Raw genomic sequence first — 26,659 nt, 5'->3', positions numbered from 1 at the left:
AATATGAAAGAAAAAGTTGTTCTTGCATATTCCGGTGGTCTGGATACTACCGCTATTATTCCGTGGCTGAAAGAGAATTTTGGTTATGACGTTATCTGCTGCTGTGTAGACTGCGGTCAGGGAAACGAGCTGGATGGCCTGGAGGAGAGAGCGAAAGCATCCGGCGCTGCTAAATTATATATTGAAGACATCGTTGATGAGTTCGCTGAGGACTACATCATGCCGTGCGTACAGGCAGGTGCTGTATACGAGAACAAATATCTTCTCGGAACTTCTATGGCTCGTCCGGTTATCGCAAAGAAACTGGTAGAGATCGCAAGAAAAGAAGGTGCTTCCGCTATCTGCCATGGTGCTACCGGTAAAGGAAATGACCAGATCCGTTTTGAACTGGCAATCAAAGCTCTGGCTCCGGACCTGAAGATCATTGCTCCGTGGAGAATGACCGACGTCTGGACCATGCAGTCCCGTGATGACGAGATCGAATACTGTAAAAAACACGGCATTGACCTGCCCTTCGATCACAGCCACAGCTACAGCCGTGACCGCAACCTGTGGCACATCAGCCACGAAGGACTGGAACTGGAAGATCCGGCAAATGAGCCGAACTATGATCACATGCTGGTTCTTGGCGTAACTCCGGAGAAAGCACCGGATCAGGATGAATATGTAACCATGACCTTTGAAAAAGGTGTTCCGACTTCCGTAAACGGCAAGAAGATGAAGGTTGCTGACATCATCAGAGAACTGAACAAACTGGGAGGAAAACATGGTATCGGTATCGTAGATATCGTAGAGAACCGTGTTGTTGGTATGAAATCCCGCGGTGTTTATGAGACTCCTGGCGGAACTATCCTGATGGAAGCTCACAAGCAGCTGGAAGAGCTGGTACTTGACCGTGCTACCATGGAAGCGAAAAAAGACATGGGCAACAAGCTGTCCCAGGTTGTATACGAAGGAAAATGGTTCACTCCTCTGTGTGATGCTATCCGCGCATTCGTAGCAAGCACTCAGGAGTATGTAACTGGCGAAGTAAAATTCAAACTTTACAAAGGCAACATCATCAAAGCCGGAACCACATCTCCTTACAGCCTCTACAACGAGTCTCTGGCATCCTTCACCACCGGTGATATGTATGACCACCACGACGCAAGCGGATTCATCACCCTGTTCGGACTGCCGCTGAAGGTTCGTGCTATGAAGCTCATGGAAGCAAAAGAGAATCAGAAATAAATATGTATGCAAAAACTGCTGTGGCTGGATTGAAACATCAACCATCCACAGCAGTTTTTCTTACTGTTCAAATAAATATTTTTCAAATAGAAGCGCATTTCGCGCATCCCGATCAAGAATTTCTTCTGAGATATCAGTCTTCATATTTCTCCAAATATGAATATCCTTTTCAATCTGTCCGCCTCTTCTTACAAAAGGTTCCATGACAACACTGCCATCATACTGAATTTCATGCAATGCTTCTGCTATTTCACGCCAGGGCATCCGTCCCTGTCCAGGAACCATACGATTACATTCTCCTGTATGGAAATGTCCCAAAAGATTCCCTGCTGTCCGGATTGCAGCTGAAATACTTGTTTCTTCAATATTCATATGAAATGTATCCAGCATGACCTTTACGTTATCCCGGTCAACCTCCGTTACAAACTGAACACCTTCTTCTGCCGTATTCAAAATAGGATTTTCAAAGCGATTCAGGACTTCCAGATTCAAGGTAATCTGATAGGGTTTAGCCAGCTCTGACAGCTTTTTCATTCCCTCCACGCTATATTTCCAGTCATCCTCTTTATGAACTGGTTTGGAAAAATCTACAGGCCAGTAGGAATACAAAGCGCCACCAATCTTGGAGATCTCCAGCTGCCCCATCACCTCAAACAATCTTTTAAACCATTCCGATGCCTTTTCTCTGATAGCCGGATCAGAAGAGCCCATATTATGCTCAAATGTAGGACCATATCCTGCTGTCAGCGTCACTCCACTATCTTTGGCGCACTGACGCAGCAACCGTATCTGCTCCTGACTATAATCCGGGAGTGGAGAAGCACCTATTTCAAGAATATCAAATCCAAGTTTTTCCGCCTTTTTCACATATTGTGTGTAATCTGCCGCCCATTCCTTTTCCCAATAGGCATAATAAATTCCATATTTCATGTGACCACCTCTTAAAATTTGAATGCCACTTTAAAATCTCCGTCTTTTCCAGTTGCCTTGTCAAACGCTTCTTTCCAGTCATCCAGCCTGTAAATCGCTGATACCACTCCATCACTCTTCAGATCTCCATTGGCAAGATGCTCAATGACATACGGAAAACAATAAGGAGATAAATGAGCGCCTAACACATCCAGTTCCTTTCCATCTCCAATGATGCTCCAGTCAATGGAAGCCGGGCTTCCAAATACACTGAATTCCACAAACCTACCCAGTTTTCGGATCATTTTCAGCCCCTGTTCCACGCTGGAAGGATGCCCTGTTGCTTCAATGTAAATATCACAGCCATATCCATCAGTTAATTCTTTTATTCTGGCAACCACATCCTCTTTTCCCGGGTTCATTACCAAGTCAGCGCCAAATTTCTTTGCTTTTTCCAGACGTTCATCCTTCATATCTAGTACAATAAGTTTTTCCGGGTTCAGCCTGCTTGCATAGGTAATCATCCCAAGTCCTAGCGTTCCAGCACCGGAAATAACCACAACATCATCACTTTTAATCTGGGCACGATCCACACAATGTTTGGAGCAGGAAAACGGTTCAATAAGAAGCGCTCTCTCCAACGGCATATCCTTTGGCACTTTATGAAGCACTGCTGTCTTTGGATATCTTACGTATTCTGCCATCCCCCCGTTATTTTCCTTCTGGAACCCAAATGTAGCATGGGGCTCACACATCCAATACCGGCCTGATTTACAGAATTTACATTCTCCGCAGGGAACAATCTGATCTGCCGTAATCCGGTCTCCGATCTCATATCCCCTTACATTCTTTCCCATTTTCACAATAAATCCAAGGAACTCATGCCCCGGAATAAACGGCGGCCGCACCCATGAAGGTTCTTCTTCATTTCCCCAGAATCGCTCTGCCCCATGCATACATTTCAAGTCTCCAGCACAGATACCGCAGGCTTCTGTCTTTATGAGAATATCATCATCCCCGCATTCCGGAACCGGGAAGTCATCAACCAGCCTGTAATCATCCTTGCTATATGCTACCAAAGCCTTCATCGTTTTTGGAATTTCCATTTTCGTCCTCCCATCCATTCTATAATGTCAAAATCGCTTTCTGTTCCAGTAAATGCTCTCTCAGTTCTGATACATCTACCTGTTCTGGCAACTGTTTTTTCTTTATACACATGGAAGCTGCCTCGCCAGCTGCCTGCCCCACCGCCATACAAACATTCATAATTCTTGTAGACCCAAATGTAACGGAATCAACACTGATATCACGCCCCGCCATCATCAGGTTCTTAATATCTTTTGATACCAGACATCCATACGGGATTCCAAATGGCTCTTCAATGGAAACCCGGTAAGTTCCCTCTCCGGCACCATTATGAATATCAATGAAATATCCACACAGAGCAATGGTATCTTCCGGTTTCTTTCCTGCTACAGCATCATGGTAATCCAGCATCTTCAGACCTTTTACTCTCCGGCTTTCCCGAACTCCAATGCTTGCATTGATGGAAGACAGATGACAGTTTTCAAATCCTGGCACATGTTTCTTAAACATCTCCATCAGCTTCGGGATCTGCAGATGTGCCTCCATTTCTCCATTACTCAGATCATGGATATTGGAGCCATCAAAGTTCAGCAACCGGATGGTATTCACTGCAACTTGTCCTGGAATGGGCTGCCGGATAAAAATAACGGTCTCTCTGTCAACCGGACATTCCCCTTTCTTTCTAAGTTCTTCCAGAAGGTGATGCATTCCAAGGAAAATAAAACTTTTTGTTTTTCTGAAAAAATCTGCATTGTAGCCTTCTGCAATATTATCAAGCACATCATAGGGAAGCTCCTCTGGATGTGCTTCAATAAAATCACAGAATTCATCAAAGTCTACTCCTCCAAGATTAAACATCAGCGTCGGCGGCTGCATAACATGTTCTTGATTTCCTTTCTCTGTTTCTGCTCCGCTCAGCACTGCTAGGTCGCCATCTCCGGTTCCATCAATAAAAACATCTGCAAAAATTTCAAAATGCTGACCTTTTCCTGAAACAATAATGGATTCTATCTTTCCATCCTTTACCGTTGCGCTGCTTAATTCACAGTGCATCAGCAAATCCACACCTGCCTCCTTGATCATTTCAAAACACAAAATTCTGGAATAGAACGGATGGACTAATGTCACAGACTGATGATGAGGACAATATTCATGACCATAGGATGCCTTTGCCTTTTCCAACCGTTCTACATATTCTTCTGCAATTCCTGCAATTACCTGACGTTTTTTCAAATCCCAAAAAGCCAAAAACGGAAGTCCGCTCCCAAGCTGTCCTCCCAAATATCCGTTGCGTTCAACCAACAGCACCTTTGCGCCGGCTCTTGCTGCAGTCACAGCAGCTGCAAACCCGCCCGGACCTCCTCCTACTACTACAACATCTTTCCTTATCTGCTCCATCACGAATCCTCCATTAAACGTCTAAAATTGCCTTCTGTTCAAGCAAATGTTTCCGTAGTTCTTTTACATCTACATTCTTTGGAATCTTATTTCCCGCAACACACATAGCTGCAGCCTCGCCAGCTGCCTGTCCCACTGCCATGCATACATTCATAATTCTTGTTGCACCGAATGTAACCGGGTCCACACTGATATCCCGGCCCGCCATCATCAGATTCTTAATATCTTTTGACACCAGACAGCCATATGGGATTCCAAACGGTTCTTCTATGCTGATACCTGTAGTATCATCTCCTGCACCGTTATGGATATCAAGAAAATAACTACACAAAGCAATCGTGTCCTCTGGTTTCTTTCCATCCAGACAGTCATGATAATCCAGCATTTTTTCACCGACAATTCTTCTGCTCTCCCGAACACCAATGCTTGCATTAATTGATGTAAGATAGCAATTTTCAAACCCAGGCACATATGTCCGGAAGAAATCAATCAAAACTGGGATCTGCAGATGCGCTTCCATTTCTCCCTGGCTCAAATCATGTACATTGGAGCCATCAAAATTTAATAATCGGATGGTATTGACTGCCACTTCTCCTGGTATAGACTGACGGATAAAAATAATCGTATCTCTTGCTATTGGGCACTTTCCTTCTGCTTTCAGACGTTTCAATAGATTCTGCATGCCAAAGAAAGTAAAGCTTGAATTATGACGGAAGAAATCTGCGTTATAGCCTTCTCTCAGATTATGCATTTTCAATCCGTACGGAAGTTCCTCCGGATGCGCTTCGATAAAATCACAAAATTCATCAATATTGACACCAGCCATATTAAACATAAGGGTCGGCGGCTGAAGTACATGAGTATCTTTCTGTCCCTTCTCGCACTCTGCACCCGCCAAATAACCAAGATCTCCATCGCCGGTTCCATCAATAAAAATATTTGCGGACAATTCTACCGAAGTTCCCTTTCCAGTCACCGTGACAGAGGAAATCATACCGTCTTCTACTTTTACGTCCGTCAATTCTGAATGTAAAAGCAGTTCTACACCAGCCTCTTTTACCATCTGAAATGCGATAATTCTGGAATAAAAGGGATGAATCAGCGTCGTGGAAAGATGGAACGGACAATAGGCATGACCATAAGTTCCGCCTACTTCTTTCAGACGATCCACAAACTCTTGGGCAATTCCACCAATCACCTGTCTTTGTTTTCTGTCCAAAAAAGCCAGAAACGGAAGTCCGCTTCCAAGCTGTCCTCCCAGATATCCATTTCGTTCCACAAGAAGTACTTTCGCTCCGGCTCTCGCTGCTGTCACTGCTGCAGCAAGTCCTCCCGGACCTCCACCAATTACTACTACATCTTTTTTTATCTGTTCCATGTCTTCCCCAGTCTCCTTTCCATGTATGTACAGGCAAATCCATGGGCACCTATCTCCGACAACGCCCTGATTCCTGATTTTCGCAATACCTTTTTCCCGATTTTCAGTACCGGAATGATATACAGATCTGATGTAAATCCGATTTTCCTGCATTCCGCATAATGATAAAACTCATGTGCCATCACCAGTTCCATGGCCTGCTGTTCTTCCATATGGTTTGCCCTAGCCCATCTGACAATGGAACCGGTATAGAGGATCATTTCATTTTTTTCGGCTTTATACTCTCCATAAGTGCGGATTGCTCCGTTCACCTGATCCTTTTCAGAGATTATCACCCGAACCCCTTCTGCCTCCGCAATCTCCCTGATACTCTTTTCCGGTGCCATGCACATGATTTTCCTTGCAAACTCTTTTCCGCGATTCCAGGCCTGTGCACAGATTTTTAGCCTGTCCTCTTCCGGAATACAATGATAGAGGACATCCCGTTTTAACTCTTCTCTCGCCGATACCTCATCCGGAAATGGATACTCTTTCATTTATCCCCTCGCATTCTCCGTTGTACGGGTACAGATCATGATCAGTTTTTCATCTGCAGGCACATTGGCCAGCTCCACTTCACATAAGGAAAGAATCTGCTCATTACTCTGCATTCCGGCAAAATCAATAATCCGCTTGCCCAATATAATGTAAATATTCGGGATCTCCGCACCGCCATCTGCATGCACGGTATACTCATTGAGCAGATATTTTACTTTTGCTTTCCATTCACCTGCCTGACATTCCACCACAGCCGCATTCTTTCTCTGAAGTCGGATGACACCATCTTTGTCTACCAGACGAAGCATATCGACCTTTTTCTTAAAGAATACAAAGGACTTCGTAACGGTATGGTAAATATAAACTTTCATCATGCCATTATCGGCGACCTTTTCCACGTCATTCGTATCTGCTCCCACAGATTTTGCTGCAATTTCTTTCAGTTCTTCTTCACTTTTTCCAGAACCGGCAAGCTCTTTTGTACGAAGTTCTGTGGTTCCGATTGCAATGGCCCGTACTTTGTTCTGCTGCGTATCCACTTCAATCTTTACTTCCACTGAATCCGGATTAGCTCCTGATTTTACTGCTTTCTGGATTGCCTCATAGCGAAGCGCCAGAATATCTTTTTCTGTCGGATTCTGAATGGTACGTTCTACCATATCCCGCACCATTGCCAGCGCAACACCGATCGGCGAGATTACAGATGCATTTCTTGCAATTTTATATTTCACTCCAAATTCTTCTGCAATATGTGGAACAACGCTTGCTGCACCGCCGCCACCGCCCACAAATGTCAGTGTCTTCCGATCCAGTCCATAGTCTTTGATAAAGCTTTCCACTACTTTTCCATTTTTCTTTGCAGACAGATGAAGTGCCTGTTTTGCTGCTTCTTCCACGGATACGCCCATATTTTTCGCAAGAGGAGCCCATGCTTTTTTTGCTGCCTCCACATTTCCATAAGCATAATTGTCCTCTTTTACATAACCAGCAATATTCGCAGCTCCTGAAAGTGTCAGTGCAAATTTCTTTCCATTACTGCATTCCACATAAGCATACGCCGGATCTCCTTCTTTCGGATGCACTTCTTTCAAAACTGGATCAACCATATCCTCTGTCGCTGTGTATACTTCATATTCAAGATTAGCAATATGAGAACTTCTCGGGCCAACATCTACCATCTTTCCATCTTTAATTTCGATCATACTTCCGCCGCCAATACCCACAGTCCGCACATCCAGCGAGCTAACATAGGTCTTATGTCCACCAACTTCTGCATATTTTACAACTACATTTCCGTCTTTCACACAGGAAATATCCGTACTGGTTCCGCCGACTTCCATAAATAATCCATCCGTTAATTTTTCGTACATGAGCGCACCCGCAACTCCAGCTGCAGGTCCAGACAGAATCGTCAGAATTGGACGGCTCCTGACTTCATCCACCGTCATGACACCACCATCACAACGCATAACCATCAACGGTGCTTTAATATCTGCGTTCTTAATGGAATCCTCTGTCATATTCGCCACTTCCAGCATCTTTGGTAAAATACTTCCGTTAATAACTGCTGTTCTCGTACGAACCTTTAATCCATATAGTTTAGACACATCATTGCCGGCTGTTGCAGGCAGTCCTTGTTCGTTGCACAATTCCACCACAGCATTTTCATTCGTTGGATCATCCACGCTGAAGGCTTCCGTAACAACCATGGATACGGCTCCTTTCTCCTTCAGTTTCTTCAATGCCTCAGAAGCATTTTCTTTCAGCGAATCCAAATTGCCCGTATTCACATATTCATTTTCAGTAAACAGAAGTTTTCCGGGTGCCAACTCAATATTTCCAATATTGGTATCTGCTTTTGATTTTGCTCCCTGAATTCCGCTTCCCAGAGTCAGAATTCCGACCTTGGCAACGTCTCCTTCCAGCAATGCATTGGTAGCCTGCGTTGTTCCGTGGGCGATAAACATGACATCCTCTGGCCTTACATGGCATTCTTCCATTGCTTTATGAAGTACCTGGATAATACCTGCCGCCACCCCCTCTTTTGCCTCATGAGTAGTAGGTGTTTTCGCACTTCCAATCAGCTCAAAGGTGTCATTGTCAATAACTACCGCATCGGTGAATGTACCGCCAACATCAATTCCAATTCTTACTTTCATATACAAATCCTCGCTCTCTTTTCGGCACTTATTATAAGAACTTTATTAGTTCTGAAAGATAAAGCAGGTGTTGAAGCCTGCTTTACCTGATTTATTACATATACATCATAACTAGAATCACGACTGACAACGCCGTTACAATCCAGTTCGGCCAGAACACCTTCATGGCCACTGCTGTCGGCTCATAACCAACAAAATTGGAACACCATACCACCTGCGTAGAGGTTGGGCAAGCCTGGGTAGGCCAGCGCATAGTCGCATAAAATGCTACAGATAACGCCAGGATCGGAACCGCATCTACCGCCATCATGCTGACAGCAAGTCCGGCACCCAGACCAAGAATATTAAACGGTCCTCTATAAAGGCTTCCCGGTGAAAGAATACATACAAAGAGAATCAGTCCGATTGCCGTGGTCGGTGTGATCATCTGCATAAACGGCTGAATTGCAGCCTGGGTTGTCGGTGCCGTCATTGCATTGATCAACATACCAATTCCAAACATCAGTGCTACGGTCGGAGCGCCCTCTTTAAATCCTTCATAACAGCTCTGGACAATCATGCTGCAATATTTTGACCAGTTTCCTTTTACAGTCATCACCATCAGCCAGACAATACCAATCAGGAATACGGTAATGGCATCCAGTTTGAAAACCAGCATAATCAATACGACTACAAACGGTGTCATACAGGCCAAAAATCCACGAAATCCTTTTACCGGCTCGATCTCTTCACTGTCATCTGTGGAAATTTCAGATGCAAATGCATATTTTGTTCCACCCTTTTTGAATCCCCATACAAGAATACCAACACAGAAAATACAGCTCATAACCGTCAGGATAATTGCTGCGGTATACATATCACTCTGCTCAACACCTGTAATATTGGTAATTGCCGCAATATTTGCCGGATTAATCATATAGCCCGCCGTCATGGCTGCCAGAAATGAGTTGCAGGCGATGGTAGGAGCAACTCCCACTGATAACATGATCGGAAGCACAATTGCTCCAACCATTGCAACTGCTCCGGTTCCATACAATACTGTGAAAAGAAATACACTGGCTACGCAAAGAAGCAGTGAAACAATAAACGGTTTGTCCCCTCCAAGTTCCGCCGCCTTCTTAATAATCGTTGCCGATACGCCTGTTCGATACAAAATTCTGGAAAGCCAGCAGCTAAAGAGGATTGCCACATATGTACCCGCAAGTTTCAAAGACCCCTGCGAGATTACAAATGTCAGAATTCCCTCATCCCCTTTTAACGGAAGTCCTGCTACAATTGCAATCAGAACTGCCATTAACGGAAGTGCCAACACTGTTGGTAATTTCTTTGAAATCATCAAAGCCGCAATTACCACAAAAATAACAACAACAAGTCCGCCAGTTACCATTTTTTACCCTCCTTGTGGTTTTGTTTTTGTTTACCGTTTTATAAAATGGTTTTATGAAACAGCTTTGATCAAAGTATATCATGTTTTTTAGGTTTGTCAACACCGTTTTTGTATATTCCTTTTATTTTTTTCTCTATAAAAACCATCTTTTCAGTCATATTGTATACTTCCATTGATTTTACCAAATTTTTCATTATCTATTTTTATTATATACCTTTAGCATACAGAATTCTTCTTGCAAAATATGGTAATCTGTATTATGGTAAGTATAGTTAATTAAATCTATTTTAAAAAACAAGCAGGGAGAAGATTTCATTTATGTCAAATACAAAGAAACCCATTAATGTAGAAATCAAAAAGATTAACCGATCAAATATTTATCATCATTTTCTCGAAAACCAGTTTCTAACCAAGCAACAGTTAGTAAATGACCTACAGCTATGTCTGCCTACTGTCACTAAGAATATTGACGACCTGGTAGCTGATGGCTTGATTGAAAAATCCGGTTCTCTTGGACATACTGGCGGACGCAGAGCTATCACTTACTCACTGATCAAAAATGCCAGAGTAGCACTTGGAATTGATATCACCCAGAATCATGTAACCATCGTTGCATTAGATCTGACGGGATCTATCATTTCCTCCAATCGTTCCCGCCGCCATTTCGAGCCCACCGATGATTATTACAGCTATGTAGGCTCCACCCTGGATACATTCATTCTCGATGCAGGATTTCAGCCAGACCAGATTCTGGGAGTGGGAATCGGACTCCCTGCACTTGTAGATGCTGATAAAAAAAGCATCTTTTTCAGCAAAATTATTAATTTAAGCAGTACTACACTTGAAGATTTTGCCCGCTACATTCCTTATCCCATCGAACTATATAATGATGCCAATGCCGCTGTTTTTACGGAGACCTGGACCAATCACAACATGAAAAATGCATTTTACCTGATGCTCAGCAACAACATCGGCGGTTCCATGATTATTGACGGAAATGTTTACAGCGGTGATGCCCAGCGCAGCGGAGAAATCGGCCATGTTCCCCTCATCCATAATGGGAAAAAATGCTATTGTGGACAGTCGGGTTGTGTAGACGCTTATCTGGCAGCAACTAATCTTTCTAATATGACCGACGGAAACCTTCAGGCTTTTTTCCGGGATCTCGAAAACGATGATCCCGCTATTGTCAGAGTCTGGGATACCTACCTCGATTATCTGGCTGCAACCGTTAATATTCTCCGCATGCTTCTTGACTGCAATGTCATTCTCGGTGGATATGTGGGAGAATATCTGGAACCCTATATGGAAGAGTTAAAAAAGAGAGCTGCTCGGTTAAATACCTTCTCCGATGATGCAGAATATTTAAAAATCTGCTCCTACAAAAAGGAATCCATTGCCGCTGGAGCTGCCCTCTATTTTGTCGACGCGTTTACCAAAGCACTTTAAATTTGCTTATATATTTCTATTTACAGCAGATGGAGATGTAATGCCCGTATTTCTCGGATGTTACATCTCCATCTTTTTATTTTCCTTCTTTTTTACTTGTCATTTTATAAAACAGATGTTATAATCTGTTTTATAAATCTATTTTAACTATTCAAAAGGAGGGTTTTACATTGTCAGAATTACCAAAAACCATGAAAGCACTGGTCGCATATGATAAAGGGGATTATCGTTTTGAACCGGCTTATCCGGTTCCGGAGTGCGGCCCGGACGATATCATTATCAAAACAGAAGGCTGCGGAATCTGTGCAGGTGATCTGAAATGCTACCATGGAAACTCAACCTGGGGAGATGAAACACACGCAAAATGGGTTCGTCCTCCTTTTATTCCAGGACACGAATTTCTTGGACATGTTGTTAAAACAGGTGTCAACGTAACAGAATACAAAGTTGGAGATCGCCTGATCGCTGACCAGATTGTTCCGTGCGGTAAATGTAAATTCTGCAAATCCGGCCGTTATTGGATGTGTCAGCCTCATGCAACTTTTGGATTCCAGAAAGAAAATAACGGCGGCATGGCAGAATATGTCCGTTACCCTAAGACTGCTGTTCTGCATCGTGTACCAGAAGATATGCCTCTTGAAAAAGCACTTCTGATCGAACCCTACAGTTGTTCCAAGCATGCCGTTGACCGTGCAGATATCCATATCGAAGATACCGTCGTCATCTCCGGTGCCGGAACTCTCGGTCTTGGAATGATTACCTATGCACATCAGATGAATCCAGCAAAATTAATTGTGCTTGATATGATGGACGAACGTCTGGAAAAAGCGCTGGAATTCGGTGCAGATATTGTAATTAATCCAGGGAAGGAAGATGCAATCCAGAAAATCATGGATCTTACAGATGGATATGGCTGTGACATTTATATCGAAGCTACCGGTCATCCGTCCAGCGTTGTACAGGGTCTCCAGATGGTTCGTAAACTCGGTACTTTTGTGGAATTTGGTGTTTTTGCCCAGTCCACTACCGTAGACTGGACCCTGATCGGTGATAACAAAGAATTAAATGTGCTCGGTTCCCATCTGAGTCCTTATTGCTATCCCTATGTAATTGAAAATATTGCAAACGGTATTTTAAAGACAGACGGCGTCGTTGGGCACTGCTTTAAACTGGAAGATTGGGAAAAAGCATTTGATTATGCTACCGGTAAATACGGCGATCTGAAAATTGCTTTCACTTTCTAATTTCACCACCTATAAAGCTGAACTGCCGCTTCACGGACAAGTCATTGTCCACGAGGCGGCAGTTCTGTTTATTTGGTTTACAGGCCATATTCTTTATACAAACCAGTTCTATATGATGCATCTGCGGTAGTCTTTTTCAAATCGTCTATGCGATTAACATTCAAAAGTAATTCATTTAATTGAAGAAGTCACTTTTCTCCACGGGCTTCTCCTATCTCAATTCCTTCCTCCCTGGAGCTGCTCATCTGTGAATTATAGTCAAGGATGGTCTTTTGACATGCTTCATATTACAAGCGTTTCCGTTCGTCGGCACTGAGTTTTTGAAGAACTTCATAGGCTTCTTTAATATAAGTATCTTCTTCTGCCATTTTTTCAAAATCCTCCCTTCTTTCTGCGGACAGGATCCGTTTGTTTTATCACATCTAAATAATAATATGCAACCCTACAAAAGACGACTGATTTTATATGAATTTGCAACAGTCTGGCATAACTCTCGAATCAATTATTCTACTTTCCAACCGTTGGAACTCACGCCTTCTTAATTTTCTCCAGACCCACACTTTTCCTAAAACGCAGGAATTTTCTACCTCTGAGCCCAGACTCTGGCCCATTCCATATCCAAAAAGCTTGTTTTGGCCCTCCCTCGCAGGAACCCGAAGACAGATTTTCTGATATAGCCCCACAGCCCGGCCCGGGATTTCTTTTTACGCATAAAAAAGCTACTGCCCATAGATGAGCAACCATCTACCAAGCAGCAGCCTCTTTAAAAAATTCTTTTTTACAGCTTCATAGTCAATGAAATCCGTTTCTTCTGCAGATCCACTGATAATACCTTCACTTCCACGACATCTCCGACTTTCACCAGATCCAGTGGATGCTTAATGTATTTATCGGACATCTGGGAAATGTGTACCAGACCATCCTGATGAACGCCGATGTCCACAAAAACTCCAAAATCCATAATATTGCGGACGGTTCCCTTGAGCACCATGCCCGGTGTCAGATCCTTCATATCCAGTACATCACTTCGAAGCACTGGTTTTGGCATCTCATCACGGGGATCGCGGGCCGGTTTTTCCAGTTCCTGCACGATGTCTTTGAGGGTCAGCTCGCCAACGCCCAGTTCCTCTGCCGTTTCTTTCAGATGCAGTACTTTCTTGGAAATCCCTTTCAGACCGCCTCCGGCAATGTCCTCCGGAGAATACCCCAGGGAGGTGAGAAGCTTCATGGCTGCCTCATAGCTCTCCGGATGCACACTGGTGGTATCCAACGGATTGTCTCCGTTCATGATACGCAGAAACCCTGCACACTGCTCAAATGCCTTGGGCCCTAGTTTTGATACTTTCAGAAGCTGGCGGCGGTCTGCGAAACGACCGTTTGCCTCACGGTAAGCCACAATATTTTTCGCCAGCGTCTTGGTGATGCCGGAAATATACTCCAGAAGCGGGGCTGATGCGGTGTTCAGGTCCACACCAACCTTATTTACGGAATCCTCAACGACGCCGCCCAGCGCTTCGCTCAGGCGCTTCTGATTCATATCGTGCTGATACTGACCTACACCGATGGCTTTCGGATCAATCTTCACCAGCTCTGCCAGGGGATCCTGCAGACGCCTTGCAATGGATGCTGCACTTCGCTGTCCCACATCGAAATTCGGGAATTCTTCTGTTGCCAGTTTGCTGGCAGAATAGACGGATGCACCGGACTCACTAACGATCACATACTGTACTTTTTCAGGTATTTCTTTCAGGAGTTCCACAATCACCTGCTCAGACTCTCTGGAAGCAGTTCCGTTTCCGAGAGAAATAAGTGTGATATGGTATTTGCTGATGAGCTTCTTCAGTACTTCTTTGGCCTCTTTCACTTTATTCTGAGGCGCAGTCGGATAAATAACCACCGTATCCAGTACTTTTCCGGTAGGGTCTACTACTGCCAGCTTACAACCAGTACGAAATGCCGGATCCCAGCCAAGGACAGTCTGTCCTGCAATAGGTGGCTGCATAAGCAGCTGTTCCAGGTTTTTACCAAATACTCGGATTGCACCTTCTTCTGCCTGCTCGGTCAGCACATTTCGAATCTCACGTTCAATAGCCGGCGCAATCAGTCTCTGATAGCTGTCCTTCACAGTTGCTTCCAGTATCGGAGTGGTATACGCATTATCCCGGCTGACAACCCGGCTCTCCAGATAACTTAAAATCTCTGCCTCCGGTGCTTCAATCTTCACCGTCAAAATCTTCTCGGATTCTCCGCGGTTCAACGCCAGCGTCCGGTGTCCTGCCATCTTATTTAATGGCTGGCAGAAATGATAATAAGTCTCATAAACCGACTGTGCCTGATCATCCTTAGCCTCGGAAGTAATCATTCCTTCCTTCATGGTCTTATTACGAATCCAGGTACGGTAGTCTGCTTCATCGGAAATGCTCTCTGCAATAATATCCATTGCTCCTGCAATGGCCTCCTCTGCCGTAGAAACCCCTTTCTCTTCGGAAAGATAGTTCTTTGCCTCTTCCTCCAGCGGCTGGCTGGTCATCTGCAGAAGAATCACATTTGCCAGCCCTTCCAGTCCTTTTTCCTTTGCAATGATCGCACGGGTACGGCGTTTCGGACGATATGGGCGGTACAGGTCGTCTACAGCTACCTGGGTCTGTGCTGCCTCAATGGCTTTTTTCAGCTCATCTGTCAGTTTTCCCTGCTCTTCAATGCTGGAAATTACCTGTGCTTTTTTTTCTTCCAGATTCCGTAAATAAGTCAGCCGCTCGTCCAGATTACGGAGCTGTTCATCGTTCAGCGCACCGGTGGCCTCTTTCCGGTAACGGGAAATGAACGGGATGGTGTTACCTTCGTCAATAAGCTTCACCGCCGCCTCTACCTGGCCACGTTTTACCTGAAGCTCCTCTGTCAGTTTCTGTATGATGTCCATCTAACTGTCTCTCTCCTGTTATTTCATCAAAAATTTTACAACTGCCACAATAGGTACAATACCGGATACTGCTCCAATCGTCTGGGTTTCTTTTTCTGTCTTATGGTCCAGAATCGCATACATCTTTGCATAGGTGCTTCCTAAGAATACCAGATTCAGTGCAAAATTAATCATAGTCTCCAGACCGGAGTTAAAAGATATAAAATTCAGTACCAACGGCACAATCCACCACAGCTTGAATACAGTTGCCGGTACTTCAAAGCTGTCAAACAGCCGAACCGGATCTTCATATCCCGCCGCTGCATCTGCACAAGCATACCATACACCGTATGGAATCCATGCAAGCCATGCTTTATCATATCCCATTGCTTTCAGTGCTTTCATATGAGACACGGAAAAAATCACATAGCATGCGATCACAACAATTCCCACAATCGCAATAATTGCCATTCCCATTCCCATCAATGCTGCTACATTCATCATTTTGATTTCCTCTCTTTTGTATAATTTTCAGATACCTTATCAGTATACGGGCATCCAGGTTCTGTGTCAACGCAAAAGAACCCAGGCCGGACAAACCTGGATTCTTCTGCGTTGAAATATATATAACTACTAAGGGGATAGAGAAAAGCAAACAAAGAAGGAGACAGAACTGGTTCTACAGTGCTATCTCCTTTGATAACTGGTTTCCGCTTTTCCGGGATCAGAAGGTTTTTTCCTTCTGATGATTTGTATTATAACGTATTTTTTCCTATTGTCAACGGAATCCTGTCACTTCCATAATATTTTCATTTTATTCAGAAGTTTCTTTAATTTTTATGGTCGTCCTTCTCATATCCCTTCGGCGCTTTTCTGCGGAACACATCGTCCCCATACTTCACTCCCAACACCAACAGCACAGCTGCCAGCGCAATCAGGACAATGACCGTCCACTGGGTGGTGCTGAGCATACTTAAATTAAAGCATCTCACATTGATCCACATCTGATTGATGTTCTTATTACCCTCGTCGTCAAAATACAGCATGACCGCACTCCGGCTGATCTCTTCCTCACTGGGATACTGGGCAGAAAGCTGGCGGTGCGCCTGCTCAGCCGGTGCGGTGATGACGTAGTCCTCATCACTGTTGTCACCGGAGAAGAAATATCCTACCGGATATTCGATGGTATCTTCCTCATCCTCTTCCGCACCGTAAGTCCAGTCCAGATAGTCAAATATCACATCGCTGTCACCGCCTGCGATGGCAGAAGTGTATCCAATGTAATACATATTGCGGACAGCATTATCCGGTCTTGACAGGAAGTTGATAAATGCCTGAGCAGCCTGTTTCTTTGCTGCATCCTGACCGATGCCGCTCTTTAACATGACCCACCCGTCAAACCACAGGTTGGTACATTCTTCCGGTACCGCCCAATCCAGATAAAAGCCGTCCTCCTCTGCCTGATCCAGTGCATAGACACCATCTCCGGACCACTGCAGATTGGCAACCACCTTTCCACTGACCATATCTGCTTTGCCGCTGTCCGTCTCAAAGGAGTAGACATTGGCGCGGATCTCTTTTAACTTTTCTTCTGCCTCATCAATGGTCTCTTTTCTTGTATCATTCATGATGGCAGAGAGCTGAGTTTCATAATTTGCACTGTTTCTAAAAGAAGGATCCAGAAGCTGATCCCGGTTCAGAATCGCCAGTGTCGGAAAATAAGCATCACGCACATTGTCCTTAATGGTAACCTGACGGTAGAATTTCGGATTTTCCAGGATCGCCCAGGTGGAAGCTTCTTCCTCTGTTACCTCTTCCGGATTGTAGACCATACCGGTAATGCCCCACATATAACCTGCTGCATAATCCGCCCATGGTTTTCCGTCAATCTGATTTTCTTCAAATACGCCGTTGATATAAGGAGATACTCCTTTTACGTAGTAGTTGTTCTCATTTTCCGTATCAAAGAAATCTTTGGACAGAGGCTCCAGTTTATTTTCTTTCAGGAGCTTCATGATCATGTAGTCAGAAGGACACACCAGGTCATAGACATTTCCCAGATTCAGCTGGCTGTACAGTTCCTCGTTGGTTCCAAAAGTGGAATATTCCACTCTCACTTTTTTTCCATAAGTATCCTGATACCATTGTTCAAAATCCTGAATCATGGAATTTTCTCCAAAGATATCGCCGCTGTCCAGATCGATGACCTCGTCATCCTCCCAGCCGCCTTCGTCGATATATTCCTCCCAGTTGCAGACCCGCAGGACAATGGTATCATTCTCCGTCTGACCGCCTGTTGCCTGTACCGGAATGGCAGACACGACAGACGCGCCCATGACTGCTGCCATAGCTGCTGCTGAAATTCTCTTATTCATTATCCGCACCTCCTTTTTTCTCACTAAGAAGGTTCCATACCAGCACACCTGCCACGATAATCACAAAAATCAGAGTCGACAGCGCCCAGAGTGCGGTCTTGATCTCCGTATGGGATCCCTTGGTGGCATTGACCACATAAGTACTGATGGTATCAAAGGTGGCCGGTTTCGTATAAGTCGTAATAAAATAATCATCCAGTGACAGAGTCACGGACAGCATAAAACCGGATACAATGCCCGGAATCAGCTGGGGAATAACTACCTTCCGCAATGCCACACTGGCATTTGCTCCCAGATCCAGCGCTGCCTCATAAATGCTGTTATCCATCTGTTTTAATTTTGGCAGAACAGACAGATACACAAAGGGCGCTTCCAGTACCACATGCCCCACGATCAACGGGAAAAAGGAATCCTTGCTGAGTCCCAGAACTACAATGAGCAGGACACAGATAGAAAATCCGGTTACCACTTCCGCATTCACTACCGGAACCTGATTGACAAAATCAATGGCTCCTCTGGTTCCTTTTTTACTGTAAAAGGCTCCGATGGCTCCGATGGTTCCCAGAATCGTCGCAATGCAGGCAGACCCAATAGCCAGCGCAAAGGTACCGCCAATCATTCCCAGCAGCTCGCCTGTCGTAAACAGGGTTTTATAATTCTGCAGGGAAAAATTTCCATGGGTTCCGATGGTTGCCGTATCCGTAAAGCTGTATACAGCCAGAATCAGTACCGGAAGATACATAAATAATAATACAATGCCAAGCCAGGCAGATCTCATCGTCTTTTTTATCATAAGATTGTCCCCCGTCCTGTCTCCTCTTCACTGAAGCCATTGGTTGCCCAGGTCACAAGGAAGATAATTGCCAGCAGCACGATGGATATCATGGAACCATTGTGCCAGTCATAGGCATTAAAGTAACTTCCGATCAGACTTCCCATGATGTAAGTGCTGTTATAGAGCATATCCAGAATGACATAGTTCGTCATGGAGGGCAGGAATACCATGGTTACACCGCTGATCAGTCCCGGTACACTTAAGGGAAGTGTTACCTTCAGGAAAGTCCGCACCGGATCTGCTCCCAGGTCAGCCGCTGCCTCCAGGAAGGAATTATCCAGCTTTCCAAGAGTTGTATAAAGGGGCAGAATCATAAAAGGCAGGAAATCATAGGTCATACCGATCACCGTGTTGAGGAACGGATGATAGGCCAGATTGCCTTCCATCATGGTCAGCACTTCTTTTAAAGCTACCACACGGAGCGTAAAGTTAATCCACATGGGTGCAATAAAGAGCACCAGCAGAACATTTTTTTTCTTAATATCACTCCGCGCCAGAATATAGGCCACCGGATAAGCCACCAGCGTGCAGCATACTGTGACGGTTGCCGCTACTACCAGACTGTAGCACAAGGTTCCGATGGTATTTTCATCGGTAAAGAAATTGATGAAATTACCGGCAGTAAACTGTCCGGAGCCGTTAGTAAATGCATAGTAGAGTACCACCAGAAGCGGAGCAACAACAAAGCAGATCAAAAATACCGCATAGGGGATACCCAGCTGTTTTCTTGAAAAACGCAGGTTCATTCTTCGGTCTCCTTTCAGTTTTCTCCCAACAGGGACATCTCAATGCTCTCCTTCGGAATGATAAGACGTACATAGTCGTTCTCATTCCACAGATATTCGTCATGAAGATGGAAGTCATAATCATCCTTCGTTCTGACCACGTAATGGTAATGGTCACCTTTGTAAATAAGAGAAATGATATGACCGCAGACACCGTCTCCATTTTCTGTATCGTCGCTCATGTCGATGGATTCTACCGGAACCTTGACTTTGACCTTCACGCCTGCAGTCTCGATCTCCTGCCCCTCTGCATCCACCAGAACGCCGTCTCCATTGATGGAAGATCCCGCATACAGCTGCGTCACATCACAGGCATACTCGCCGCCTGCAAATTCCACCGTATAATGTTTCGTCAGCTCGCCCTCGAAAATATTCTGGTTGGTATCGGCCAGAATTACATGGATGCCGTCCGGCTCCAGACACATACCAATGGTATCGCCCTCTTTTGCACTTCTGGTGCTCTGGATCACAACCTCGTTATCTCCTGACTCCACGATAATCTCATAATGCATACCCTTGAAAATCACGGACTGTACCACACCCGTAATCGTACCGTCTTCCGGTGCCGTCATGATCACATCCTCCGGGCGCACGATGACATCGACTTTTGCTCCCACCGGAAGATCATCAAGACATGCAAACTTCGCACCGCAGAAATCCACTTCGCGGATACCGCACATATGACCAGTGTAAATGTTGCTTTCACCGATAAAGTCCGCAACAAATACGGTATGCGGCTCATTATAAATCTCCTCCGGCGTACCGATCTGCTGAATCTTACCGTCAGACATAACCACAACCTTATCAGACATGGTCAGGGCTTCTTCCTGGTCATGGGTAACGTAGATGAAAGTGATACCCAGCTCTTTGTGCATGGCCATCAGCTCCAGCTGCATCTCTTTTCGCATCTTTAAATCCAGCGCACCCAGCGGCTCATCAAGAAGCAGAATCTCCGGCTCATTGACAATGGCTCTGGCGATGGCAATACGCTGCTGCTGACCGCCGGACAGGGTGGAAATACTTCTCTTTTCAAAGCCTTCCAGGTCTACAATTTCCAGCGCACGGCTTACTTTGGCACGGATCTCCTCCTTCGTCAGTTTTTCCTGACGGGTGACGGTCTCTCCTGCCGCATTTTTATAAGTTACATTTTTTGTTTTCAGCTTCAGGCCGAAAGCAATGTTATCAAAAATATTCAGATGCGGAAATAACGCATATCTCTGAAATACCGTATTAATCGGTCGCTTATTAGGAGGAAGTTTACTGATGTCCTCCCCATTTAACAAAATCTGTCCTTCTGTTGGGATGTCAAATCCGGCTATCATACGCAAAGTCGTGGTCTTGCCACAGCCTGACGGCCCCAGGAACGTCACAAATTCTCCTTTTTTAACCTGGAGATTAAAATCCTTCACCGCTTCAAAATTATCCTCGAAGCGCTTTTTAATTCCTTTCAGTTCAATAATATGTTCAACTGACATGGTACGGCTCCCAGCTCCTTTCCTTCGTTACGTGGATTACAGATTTGTACACAGGAACGCATAAAAATAAGGCAGTAATGTCAAGATGCCTTTCGTTTCTTGACGTCACTGCCTTTCGTTCCTGTGCCAATATCACTAAGTAGAATAGTATTCGATATTGAGAAAAATGTCAATGATTTATTGAAAATTAATCCCTTTTAAAGATATCCCTCGTGTAAACCTTTTCCTGTACATCATCCAGTTCCGCACTGTAGCGGTTGGCAACAATGGCCTGACTCTCCTGTTTGAAACGGCCCAGATCGTTAACCACCAGGCTTCCGAAGAAACGGCTTCCATCTTCCAAAGTCGGTTCATAGATAATGACTTCCGCACCTTTCGCCTTGATCCGCTTCATAATTCCCTGAATGGAACTCTGACGGAAATTGTCACTGTTGGCTTTCATGGTCAGACGGTAAACCCCTACCGTCACCTGCCGTCCTGGCAGACCATTTCTTCCATTCTCACCCTCATAGTATCCTGCCCGCTCCAGTACCCTTTCTGCAATGAAATCTTTTCTCGTCCGGTTGGCTTCCACGATGGCCTCAATGAGATTCTCCGGCACATCCTGATAATTGGCCAGCAGCTGCTTCGTATCTTTTGGAAGACAGTAACCGCCGTAACCAAATGACGGATTATTGTAATGACTTCCAATTCGCGGATCCAGGCAGACACCGTCGATGATGTGCTTCGTATTCAGTCCACGTATCTCTGCATAAGTGTCCAGTTCATTAAAATAAGAAACTCGCAGTGCCAGATAAGTGTTTGCAAAAAGCTTCACAGCTTCCGCTTCTGTCGTACCCATAAAGAGGGTCGGAATCTCTTCCTTAATCGCACCTTCCTTCAAAAGCCCTGCAAAGACCTCTGCCTCTTTCTGAAGATCTTCTCTTCCTTCCGGCACACCTACAATGATCCGGGATGGGTAGAGATTATCATAAAGTGCTCTTCCTTCTCTTAAGAATTCCGGGGAGAACAGTAAGTTTCTGCAGTCATATTTTTCATACATATGCTGCGTAAAGCCTACGGGAACCGTGGATTTCACGACCATCACCGCTTCCGGATGACATTTCTGCACCAGTTGAATGACCGCTTCCACGGAACTGGTATCAAAGTAGTTCTTCACCGGATCATAATTCGTTGGTGTAGAGATGATAACATAATCTGCCTGGCGGTATGCCTCTTCTCCGTTTGTTGTCGCAGTCAGATGAAGTTTTCCACCTGCCAGATATTCTTCAATCTCTTTGTCCACAATGGGGGACTTCCCACTGTTAATAAGATCTGTTTTTTCCTGTATAATATCTACTGCCCACACTTCATGATGCTGGGATAACAGCACCGCATTGGACAGCCCCACATAACCAGTTCCGGCTATGGCAATCTTTATCTTTTCTTTGTTCATGACCTGATCCTCCGCTTATCACTCTAACATTGTGCCCGGGCAATGTCAAACAAAAATCCGTCTGCCATGGCATTCCATAACAGACGGATCTTCAAAGGGGAGGATAAGTATTCAATTTCTCTTCCGTACATTTACAGTATACCCTTCCTGGCTATTCTTATACGCAAATCTCTCAAATTTTTTTGTATAAAAGGACTTGTTATGTAGTTTTAAATACTATATAATAAACAAATGAGGTGATTACGTATGACAATTAACCAGCAGGACATCCTTAACAGTATTCTGGAAAGTCTTGACCGAATTGACTATATCAAGCCAAAGGAGATTCCGAATATTGATCTCTACATGGATCAGGTAACAACCTTTATGGAAGAGCACTTAAGTTCCTCCAAACGGTACCCCGAGGACAAGATCCTCACCAAGACCATGATCAACAACTATGCGAAGAACCGGCTTCTGCCTTCTCCTGATAAGAAAAAATATTCAAAGGAGCACATGCTGCTTCTGATCTATATTTACTATTATAAATCTATCCTTTCCATCGGAGATATTCAAAGCCTTCTGGAGCCACTGACGGAACGGTATTTCCACAATGATGGTAATTTCAATATGCAGTCCATCTATGAGGAAGTCTTCAGTCTGGAGCGGCAGGAAGTGGAGAAGATGAAACAGGATGTAATCGACAAATATCACATTGCTTCTGAGATTTTTCCTGACGCGGAGGAAGAGGATCGGCAGTTTTTACAGACCTTCTCTTTTATCTGTCTCTTAAGTTTTGATGTATATGTAAAAAAACAAGTGATCGAAAAGCTCATCGACGGCCTTCCAAAAAAGGAAACCGGAAAGAAACACAAAGAAAAAGAGTAAACCGTTTTATGCGGCTTACTCTTTTCCTTTTTCTTCCTCTTCTTTTTCCAGACGACGGAATACCATATCGTATCCGTCATTTCCATAATTCAAAGAACGGTTTACGCGGCTGATGGTCGCGGTGGATGCTCCTGTTTTCTCTGCTATCTCCAGATAAGTCTGTTTCTCCCGCAAGAGTTTTGCAACTTCAAAGCGCTGGGACAGAGACTGGATCTCGTTGATGGTGCAGACGTCTTCAAAAAATGTATAGCATTCTTCCATACTTTGCAGGCTGAGGATCGCGTGGAACAGTCCGTCGGTGGCCTCATTGCGAATTCTTTTGCTCATGTCTTACCCCCTGGTTTTCTACTCCTGATTTCAACATTTTAACACACTAAAATCATAAAGTCCAGCCATTCTTAAGATATTTATTGATAAATGGATAGAGCCGTTCCTTTTGGGAATTTGCTACCAATTCCTCTGGGAAATCCACTTCCTCAATAAGTTCCAGAGAACGGCTGTGATTGAGAATATCCTCATAATAATGTGCATCACTTCCCATGATGACAGACACCCCGTATTTTTTGCAGAGTCGGAGCATGGTCAAATCATTTTCCCGCGCATTCTGACGAAACCCTCTTGGATTCAGGGAATTGTTATTAATCTCCAGAAGTGTGTGAGTCTCCTTTGCCGCCTGTACAATTGCTTCATAATCCAACGAATAGCGTCCGTCATCCGGATGACCGATGATATTGATATGTGGATTTTTCATGGCATTGATGATGCAGGATGTATTCCAATCCCGGCTGCCCGGCTTGATACAGGGAGTATGGAGACTTGCAACCGTCACATCCATCTTGCCAAGATAGGGTTCCCCAAAATCCACAGTTCCATTCTCGTCCAGAATGTTCATCTCCGCCCCTAACAACAGTTCCAGATTCCCATGCTGTCTTGGTACCACTTTCAAATTGTGAAAATAAAACTCTCCACAGGTACCCGGCATTTTCGGTGCATGCTCCGTAATTCCATATACTTCCAGTCCCTTCTCCTGGGCTGCATGAATCATCTCCATCATGGTGTTATACGCATGCCCACTGGCAATGGTATGGGTATGTACATCCAGTATATCTCTCATTTTCCGTCGTCCTTTCTGTCATATTCATGAAATAAGACAAGGAGCAGAAAAGTCTCCCCTCCTACTCCTTTGATTTATCAGTCCTGCTGCTTCAGAAGCGCATTCAGATCACGAGCTGCCTGCTCCTGGTTTTCCACCAGAAGTCCCTGCATTCCTACCTTTATTGCTCCGTCCACATTGATGTTTGTATCATCCAGAAAAATGCTTTCCTCTGCTTTCAGGTGATACCTGTCAAGCAGCATACGGTAAATCTTCTCATCCGGCTTAATCTGATGCACCTCATAGGACATAATACCACCATCCATCTCTTTCATAAAATTCAGAGAAGCCGCTGTATCATAGCGCACCTGCTCTCCATAATTGGAAAGATAGTAGGTATGGTATCCTCTTGCTTTCAGATCCTGAATCCACGGAATACTGCCTTCCCGTCTCCGCACCAGCGTACTTAAATCCGACATGAGCAGTAGAATCTCCTGCTCAAGCTCCGGTGCTTTGCTGATAAGCAGACGACGAAATTCTTCGCCCCTTAGCACACCCCGATCCAGCTCTTTCCAATCGGGTCCCAGCATCATGGCATGAGCAATCCGGTCTGCCTTCTCACCCTTAAATCCATAATGTGCAATGTGATCCTGCCAGCAATAATCTACCAATACATTTCCGATGTCAAATACAATATTTCTGATCATGATTTTCTTATTTCACATTTCTGTGGATGATGTCGTTTCTTCCCGGTCCGTTGGAAATCATGGTAATCGGGAATCCGATCTGTTTCTCAATGAACTCGATGTATTTGCGGCAGTTCTCCGGCAGCTCTTCGTAATTCTTGATACCGCGGATATCACATTTCCATCCCGGAAGAACCTCGTATACCGGTTTTGCTTTCTCCAGCAGATGAGTGGTCGGGAAATCAGTCGTTACTTTTCCGTCAATGTCGTAGCCTACGCATACCGGAATCTCATCCAGATAGCCAAGTACGTCAAGTACGGTAAATGCCACATCAGTAGCACCCTGCAGACGGCATCCGTATTTGGAAGCCACACAGTCGAACCATCCCATTCTTCTCGGACGTCCGGTAGTTGCACCATACTCTCCGCCGTCTCCGCCGCGTCTTCTGAGCTCGTCTGCTTCCTCACCGAAAATCTCGCTGACAAATGCACCTGCTCCTACTGCACTGGAGTATGCCTTACATACAGTGATAACCTGTTTGATCTCATAAGGCGGAATACCTGCTCCGATGGCACCGTAAGCTGCCAGTGTGGAAGAAGAGGTAACCATCGGGTAAATTCCATGATCCGGATCCTTCAGGGTTCCCAGCTGACCTTCCAGCAGGATGTTCTTTCCTTCTTTGATAGCTTCCCACAGATATGCGGATACGTCGCACACATAGGGCTCTACCATCTTCTTGTAGCCCATCAGCTCTTCGTAGATATCGTCCTCTTTGAGGGGTTCTGCATGATACAGATTCTCAAGGAGAACATTTTTCTTCAGAATTACATTAGCAATTCTTTCTCTTAATTCTTTCTCATCGGCAAACAGGTCGCTGACCTGGAAACCGATCTTTGCATATTTGTCTGAATAGAACGGTGCGATACCGGATTTGGTAGATCCAAAGGACTTTCCTGCCAGACGCTCCTCTTCCAGTTTATCAAAAAGAATATGATAAGACATTACCATCTGCGCACGGTCAGATACCAGAATCTTCGGCATTGGAACATTCTGATCCACAACGCTCTGAAGCTCCTTAAAAAATACCGGGATATTCAGTGCCACGCCGTTTCCGATAATGCTGGTCGTATGACCATAGAAAATTCCGGACGGCAGGGTGTGTAATGCAAACTTTCCATAATCATTGACGATGGTATGACCCGCATTGGCTCCTCCCTGGAATCTTACAATAATATCGGACTCCTGGCCGAGCATATCGGTGATCTTGCCTTTTCCTTCATCACCCCAGTTTGCTCCTACAACTGCTCTTACCATAGATAACTTCCTCCATTTCACAGGTTTCTCTTTACCTGTCCTGTATAAACAACTGCGGTCCCAGGTTAAAATTGACCGCATACACAACTTAGTATATCTTATAAATGTTAATAAGTA

Annotated in this window: 22 protein-coding genes; 4 read left to right on the top strand and 18 right to left on the bottom strand. The window is 44.7% G+C overall.

Annotated elements, in window-relative coordinates; translation table 11 throughout:
• Positions 1-3: 3 nt before the first annotated feature.
• Positions 4-1,230: an argininosuccinate synthase gene (locus tag ACZMB2_RS03820; protein WP_118768877.1), complete on the top strand. Its 1,227-nt coding sequence runs from the start codon at positions 4-6 to the stop codon at positions 1,228-1,230.
• A 60-nt stretch (positions 1,231-1,290) separates the two neighbouring features.
• Here the strand turns inward: ACZMB2_RS03820 and ACZMB2_RS03815 are convergent, their stop codons facing one another.
• The 7 genes from ACZMB2_RS03815 to ACZMB2_RS03785 all read right to left on the bottom strand — a co-directional run bounded on the left by ACZMB2_RS03815 (position 1,291) and on the right by ACZMB2_RS03785 (position 10,084).
• Positions 1,291-2,160: a D-psicose 3-epimerase gene (locus tag ACZMB2_RS03815; protein ID WP_487595594.1), complete on the bottom strand. Its 870-nt coding sequence runs from the start codon at positions 2,158-2,160 to the stop codon at positions 1,291-1,293.
• A gap of 11 nt (positions 2,161-2,171) precedes the next feature.
• Positions 2,172-3,245: an alcohol dehydrogenase catalytic domain-containing protein gene (locus tag ACZMB2_RS03810; protein ID WP_487595593.1), complete on the bottom strand. Its 1,074-nt coding sequence runs from the start codon at positions 3,243-3,245 to the stop codon at positions 2,172-2,174.
• Between the two features lie 19 nt (positions 3,246-3,264).
• A complete protein-coding gene (locus ACZMB2_RS03805) occupies positions 3,265-4,623 on the bottom strand; it encodes an FAD-dependent oxidoreductase (RefSeq protein ID WP_487595592.1) in 1,359 nt (452 codons plus the stop codon).
• A 13-nt stretch (positions 4,624-4,636) separates the two neighbouring features.
• On the bottom strand, positions 4,637-6,001 hold the full coding sequence (locus ACZMB2_RS03800; protein ID WP_487595591.1) for an FAD-dependent oxidoreductase: 1,365 nt from the start codon (positions 5,999-6,001) through the stop codon (positions 4,637-4,639).
• Entirely contained in the window at positions 5,989-6,537 is a 549-nt protein-coding gene (locus ACZMB2_RS03795) for a hypothetical protein (RefSeq protein WP_487595590.1), read from the bottom strand. The genes ACZMB2_RS03800 and ACZMB2_RS03795 overlap by 13 nt, the downstream gene beginning before the upstream one ends.
• Positions 6,538-8,697 (bottom strand): hydantoinase/oxoprolinase family protein, encoded by a 2,160-nt coding sequence (locus tag ACZMB2_RS03790; protein ID WP_487595589.1) that lies wholly within the window; start codon positions 8,695-8,697, stop codon positions 6,538-6,540.
• A 94-nt stretch (positions 8,698-8,791) separates the two neighbouring features.
• Positions 8,792-10,084 carry a hypothetical protein gene (locus tag ACZMB2_RS03785; RefSeq protein WP_487595588.1) on the bottom strand — a complete coding sequence of 431 codons (1,293 nt, stop codon included), beginning with the start codon at positions 10,082-10,084 and terminating at the stop codon, positions 8,792-8,794.
• 318 nt (positions 10,085-10,402) lie between these two features.
• Between ACZMB2_RS03785 and ACZMB2_RS03780 the strand changes: the two genes are divergently transcribed.
• Both ACZMB2_RS03780 and ACZMB2_RS03775 read left to right on the top strand, forming a co-directional pair.
• On the top strand, positions 10,403-11,533 hold the full coding sequence (locus ACZMB2_RS03780; RefSeq protein WP_487595587.1) for an ROK family protein: 1,131 nt from the start codon (positions 10,403-10,405) through the stop codon (positions 11,531-11,533).
• 170 nt (positions 11,534-11,703) lie between these two features.
• Positions 11,704-12,777, top strand: coding sequence for an alcohol dehydrogenase catalytic domain-containing protein (locus tag ACZMB2_RS03775; protein ID WP_487595586.1), 1,074 nt, complete (start codon positions 11,704-11,706; stop codon positions 12,775-12,777).
• Positions 12,778-13,555: 778 nt separating this feature from the next.
• On the opposite strand, the gene ACZMB2_RS03770 is transcribed toward ACZMB2_RS03775, so the two are convergent.
• The 7 genes from ACZMB2_RS03770 to ACZMB2_RS03740 all read right to left on the bottom strand — a co-directional run bounded on the left by ACZMB2_RS03770 (position 13,556) and on the right by ACZMB2_RS03740 (position 22,581).
• Positions 13,556-15,697 (bottom strand): Tex family protein, encoded by a 2,142-nt coding sequence (locus ACZMB2_RS03770; RefSeq protein WP_487595585.1) that lies wholly within the window; start codon positions 15,695-15,697, stop codon positions 13,556-13,558.
• An 18-nt stretch (positions 15,698-15,715) separates the two neighbouring features.
• A complete protein-coding gene (locus ACZMB2_RS03765) occupies positions 15,716-16,180 on the bottom strand; it encodes a hypothetical protein (RefSeq protein ID WP_487595584.1) in 465 nt (154 codons plus the stop codon).
• Positions 16,181-16,506: 326 nt separating this feature from the next.
• The gene (locus ACZMB2_RS03760) at positions 16,507-18,051 is read right to left on the bottom strand and encodes an extracellular solute-binding protein (protein WP_487595583.1); all 1,545 of its coding nucleotides are present in this window, start codon (positions 18,049-18,051) and stop codon (positions 16,507-16,509) included.
• The gene (locus tag ACZMB2_RS03755; RefSeq protein ID WP_487595582.1) at positions 18,044-18,844 is read right to left on the bottom strand and encodes an ABC transporter permease; all 801 of its coding nucleotides are present in this window, start codon (positions 18,842-18,844) and stop codon (positions 18,044-18,046) included. Before ACZMB2_RS03755 ends, ACZMB2_RS03760 begins: the two co-directional genes overlap by 8 nt.
• Complete coding sequence (locus tag ACZMB2_RS03750) at positions 18,841-19,632, bottom strand: ABC transporter permease (protein WP_487595581.1); 792 nt, start codon at positions 19,630-19,632, stop codon at positions 18,841-18,843. Before ACZMB2_RS03750 ends, ACZMB2_RS03755 begins: the two co-directional genes overlap by 4 nt.
• A 14-nt stretch (positions 19,633-19,646) precedes the next feature.
• Complete coding sequence (locus ACZMB2_RS03745; protein ID WP_487595580.1) at positions 19,647-21,146, bottom strand: ABC transporter ATP-binding protein; 1,500 nt, start codon at positions 21,144-21,146, stop codon at positions 19,647-19,649.
• Positions 21,147-21,333: 187 nt separating this feature from the next.
• Positions 21,334-22,581 carry a nucleotide sugar dehydrogenase gene (locus ACZMB2_RS03740; RefSeq protein WP_487595579.1) on the bottom strand — a complete coding sequence of 416 codons (1,248 nt, stop codon included), beginning with the start codon at positions 22,579-22,581 and terminating at the stop codon, positions 21,334-21,336.
• Between the two features lie 246 nt (positions 22,582-22,827).
• Between ACZMB2_RS03740 and ACZMB2_RS03735 the strand changes: the two genes are divergently transcribed.
• Entirely contained in the window at positions 22,828-23,448 is a 621-nt protein-coding gene (locus tag ACZMB2_RS03735) for a DUF1836 domain-containing protein (RefSeq protein ID WP_487595578.1), read from the top strand.
• Positions 23,449-23,463: 15 nt separating this feature from the next.
• Here ACZMB2_RS03735 and ACZMB2_RS03730 read toward each other — a convergent pair whose 3' ends face one another.
• The 4 genes from ACZMB2_RS03730 to ACZMB2_RS03715 all read right to left on the bottom strand — a co-directional run bounded on the left by ACZMB2_RS03730 (position 23,464) and on the right by ACZMB2_RS03715 (position 26,542).
• On the bottom strand, positions 23,464-23,775 hold the full coding sequence (locus tag ACZMB2_RS03730) for a YerC/YecD family TrpR-related protein (protein WP_487595577.1): 312 nt from the start codon (positions 23,773-23,775) through the stop codon (positions 23,464-23,466).
• A 52-nt stretch (positions 23,776-23,827) separates the two neighbouring features.
• Entirely contained in the window at positions 23,828-24,562 is a 735-nt protein-coding gene (locus tag ACZMB2_RS03725) for a phosphatase (protein WP_487595576.1), read from the bottom strand.
• Between the two features lie 77 nt (positions 24,563-24,639).
• The gene (locus tag ACZMB2_RS03720) at positions 24,640-25,248 is read right to left on the bottom strand and encodes an HAD family hydrolase (protein ID WP_487595575.1); all 609 of its coding nucleotides are present in this window, start codon (positions 25,246-25,248) and stop codon (positions 24,640-24,642) included.
• Positions 25,249-25,255: 7 nt separating this feature from the next.
• Positions 25,256-26,542, bottom strand: a complete 1,287-nt coding sequence (locus ACZMB2_RS03715) for an adenylosuccinate synthase (RefSeq protein WP_487595574.1) — start codon at positions 26,540-26,542, stop codon at positions 25,256-25,258.
• Between the last annotated feature and the right edge of the window lie 117 nt (positions 26,543-26,659).

It is taken from the genome of Hominiventricola sp., assembly GCF_057604405.1.
Note: the sequence above shows the minus strand (reverse complement) of the source record. Positions and strands in the feature narration are given on the sequence as shown.

Excerpts from the sequence above, each read along its gene's own strand:
- ACZMB2_RS03800 (WP_487595591.1), bottom strand. The coding sequence starts at position 6,001 with ATGGAACAGATAAAAAAAGATGTAGTAGTAATTGGTGGAGGTCCGGGA.
- ACZMB2_RS03720 (WP_487595575.1), bottom strand. The coding sequence starts at position 25,248 with ATGATCAGAAATATTGTATTTGACATCGGAAATGTATTGGTAGATTAT.
- ACZMB2_RS03745 (WP_487595580.1), bottom strand. The coding sequence starts at position 21,146 with ATGTCAGTTGAACATATTATTGAACTGAAAGGAATTAAAAAGCGCTTC.
- ACZMB2_RS03755 (WP_487595582.1), bottom strand. The coding sequence starts at position 18,844 with ATGATAAAAAAGACGATGAGATCTGCCTGGCTTGGCATTGTATTATTA.
- ACZMB2_RS03805 (WP_487595592.1), bottom strand. The coding sequence starts at position 4,623 with ATGGAGCAGATAAGGAAAGATGTTGTAGTAGTAGGAGGAGGTCCGGGC.
- ACZMB2_RS03735 (WP_487595578.1), top strand. The coding sequence starts at position 22,828 with ATGACAATTAACCAGCAGGACATCCTTAACAGTATTCTGGAAAGTCTT.
- ACZMB2_RS03770 (WP_487595585.1), bottom strand. The coding sequence starts at position 15,697 with ATGGACATCATACAGAAACTGACAGAGGAGCTTCAGGTAAAACGTGGC.
- ACZMB2_RS03740 (WP_487595579.1), bottom strand. The coding sequence starts at position 22,581 with ATGAACAAAGAAAAGATAAAGATTGCCATAGCCGGAACTGGTTATGTG.
- ACZMB2_RS03730 (WP_487595577.1), bottom strand. The coding sequence starts at position 23,775 with ATGAGCAAAAGAATTCGCAATGAGGCCACCGACGGACTGTTCCACGCG.
- ACZMB2_RS03725 (WP_487595576.1), bottom strand. The coding sequence starts at position 24,562 with ATGAGAGATATACTGGATGTACATACCCATACCATTGCCAGTGGGCAT.
- ACZMB2_RS03760 (WP_487595583.1), bottom strand. The coding sequence starts at position 18,051 with ATGAATAAGAGAATTTCAGCAGCAGCTATGGCAGCAGTCATGGGCGCG.
- ACZMB2_RS03810 (WP_487595593.1), bottom strand. The coding sequence starts at position 3,245 with ATGGAAATTCCAAAAACGATGAAGGCTTTGGTAGCATATAGCAAGGAT.
- ACZMB2_RS03765 (WP_487595584.1), bottom strand. The coding sequence starts at position 16,180 with ATGATGAATGTAGCAGCATTGATGGGAATGGGAATGGCAATTATTGCG.
- ACZMB2_RS03780 (WP_487595587.1), top strand. The coding sequence starts at position 10,403 with ATGTCAAATACAAAGAAACCCATTAATGTAGAAATCAAAAAGATTAAC.
- ACZMB2_RS03795 (WP_487595590.1), bottom strand. The coding sequence starts at position 6,537 with ATGAAAGAGTATCCATTTCCGGATGAGGTATCGGCGAGAGAAGAGTTA.
- ACZMB2_RS03785 (WP_487595588.1), bottom strand. The coding sequence starts at position 10,084 with ATGGTAACTGGCGGACTTGTTGTTGTTATTTTTGTGGTAATTGCGGCT.
- ACZMB2_RS03790 (WP_487595589.1), bottom strand. The coding sequence starts at position 8,697 with ATGAAAGTAAGAATTGGAATTGATGTTGGCGGTACATTCACCGATGCG.
- ACZMB2_RS03815 (WP_487595594.1), bottom strand. The coding sequence starts at position 2,160 with ATGAAATATGGAATTTATTATGCCTATTGGGAAAAGGAATGGGCGGCA.
- ACZMB2_RS03750 (WP_487595581.1), bottom strand. The coding sequence starts at position 19,632 with ATGAACCTGCGTTTTTCAAGAAAACAGCTGGGTATCCCCTATGCGGTA.
- ACZMB2_RS03820 (WP_118768877.1), top strand. The coding sequence starts at position 4 with ATGAAAGAAAAAGTTGTTCTTGCATATTCCGGTGGTCTGGATACTACC.
- ACZMB2_RS03715 (WP_487595574.1), bottom strand. The coding sequence starts at position 26,542 with ATGGTAAGAGCAGTTGTAGGAGCAAACTGGGGTGATGAAGGAAAAGGC.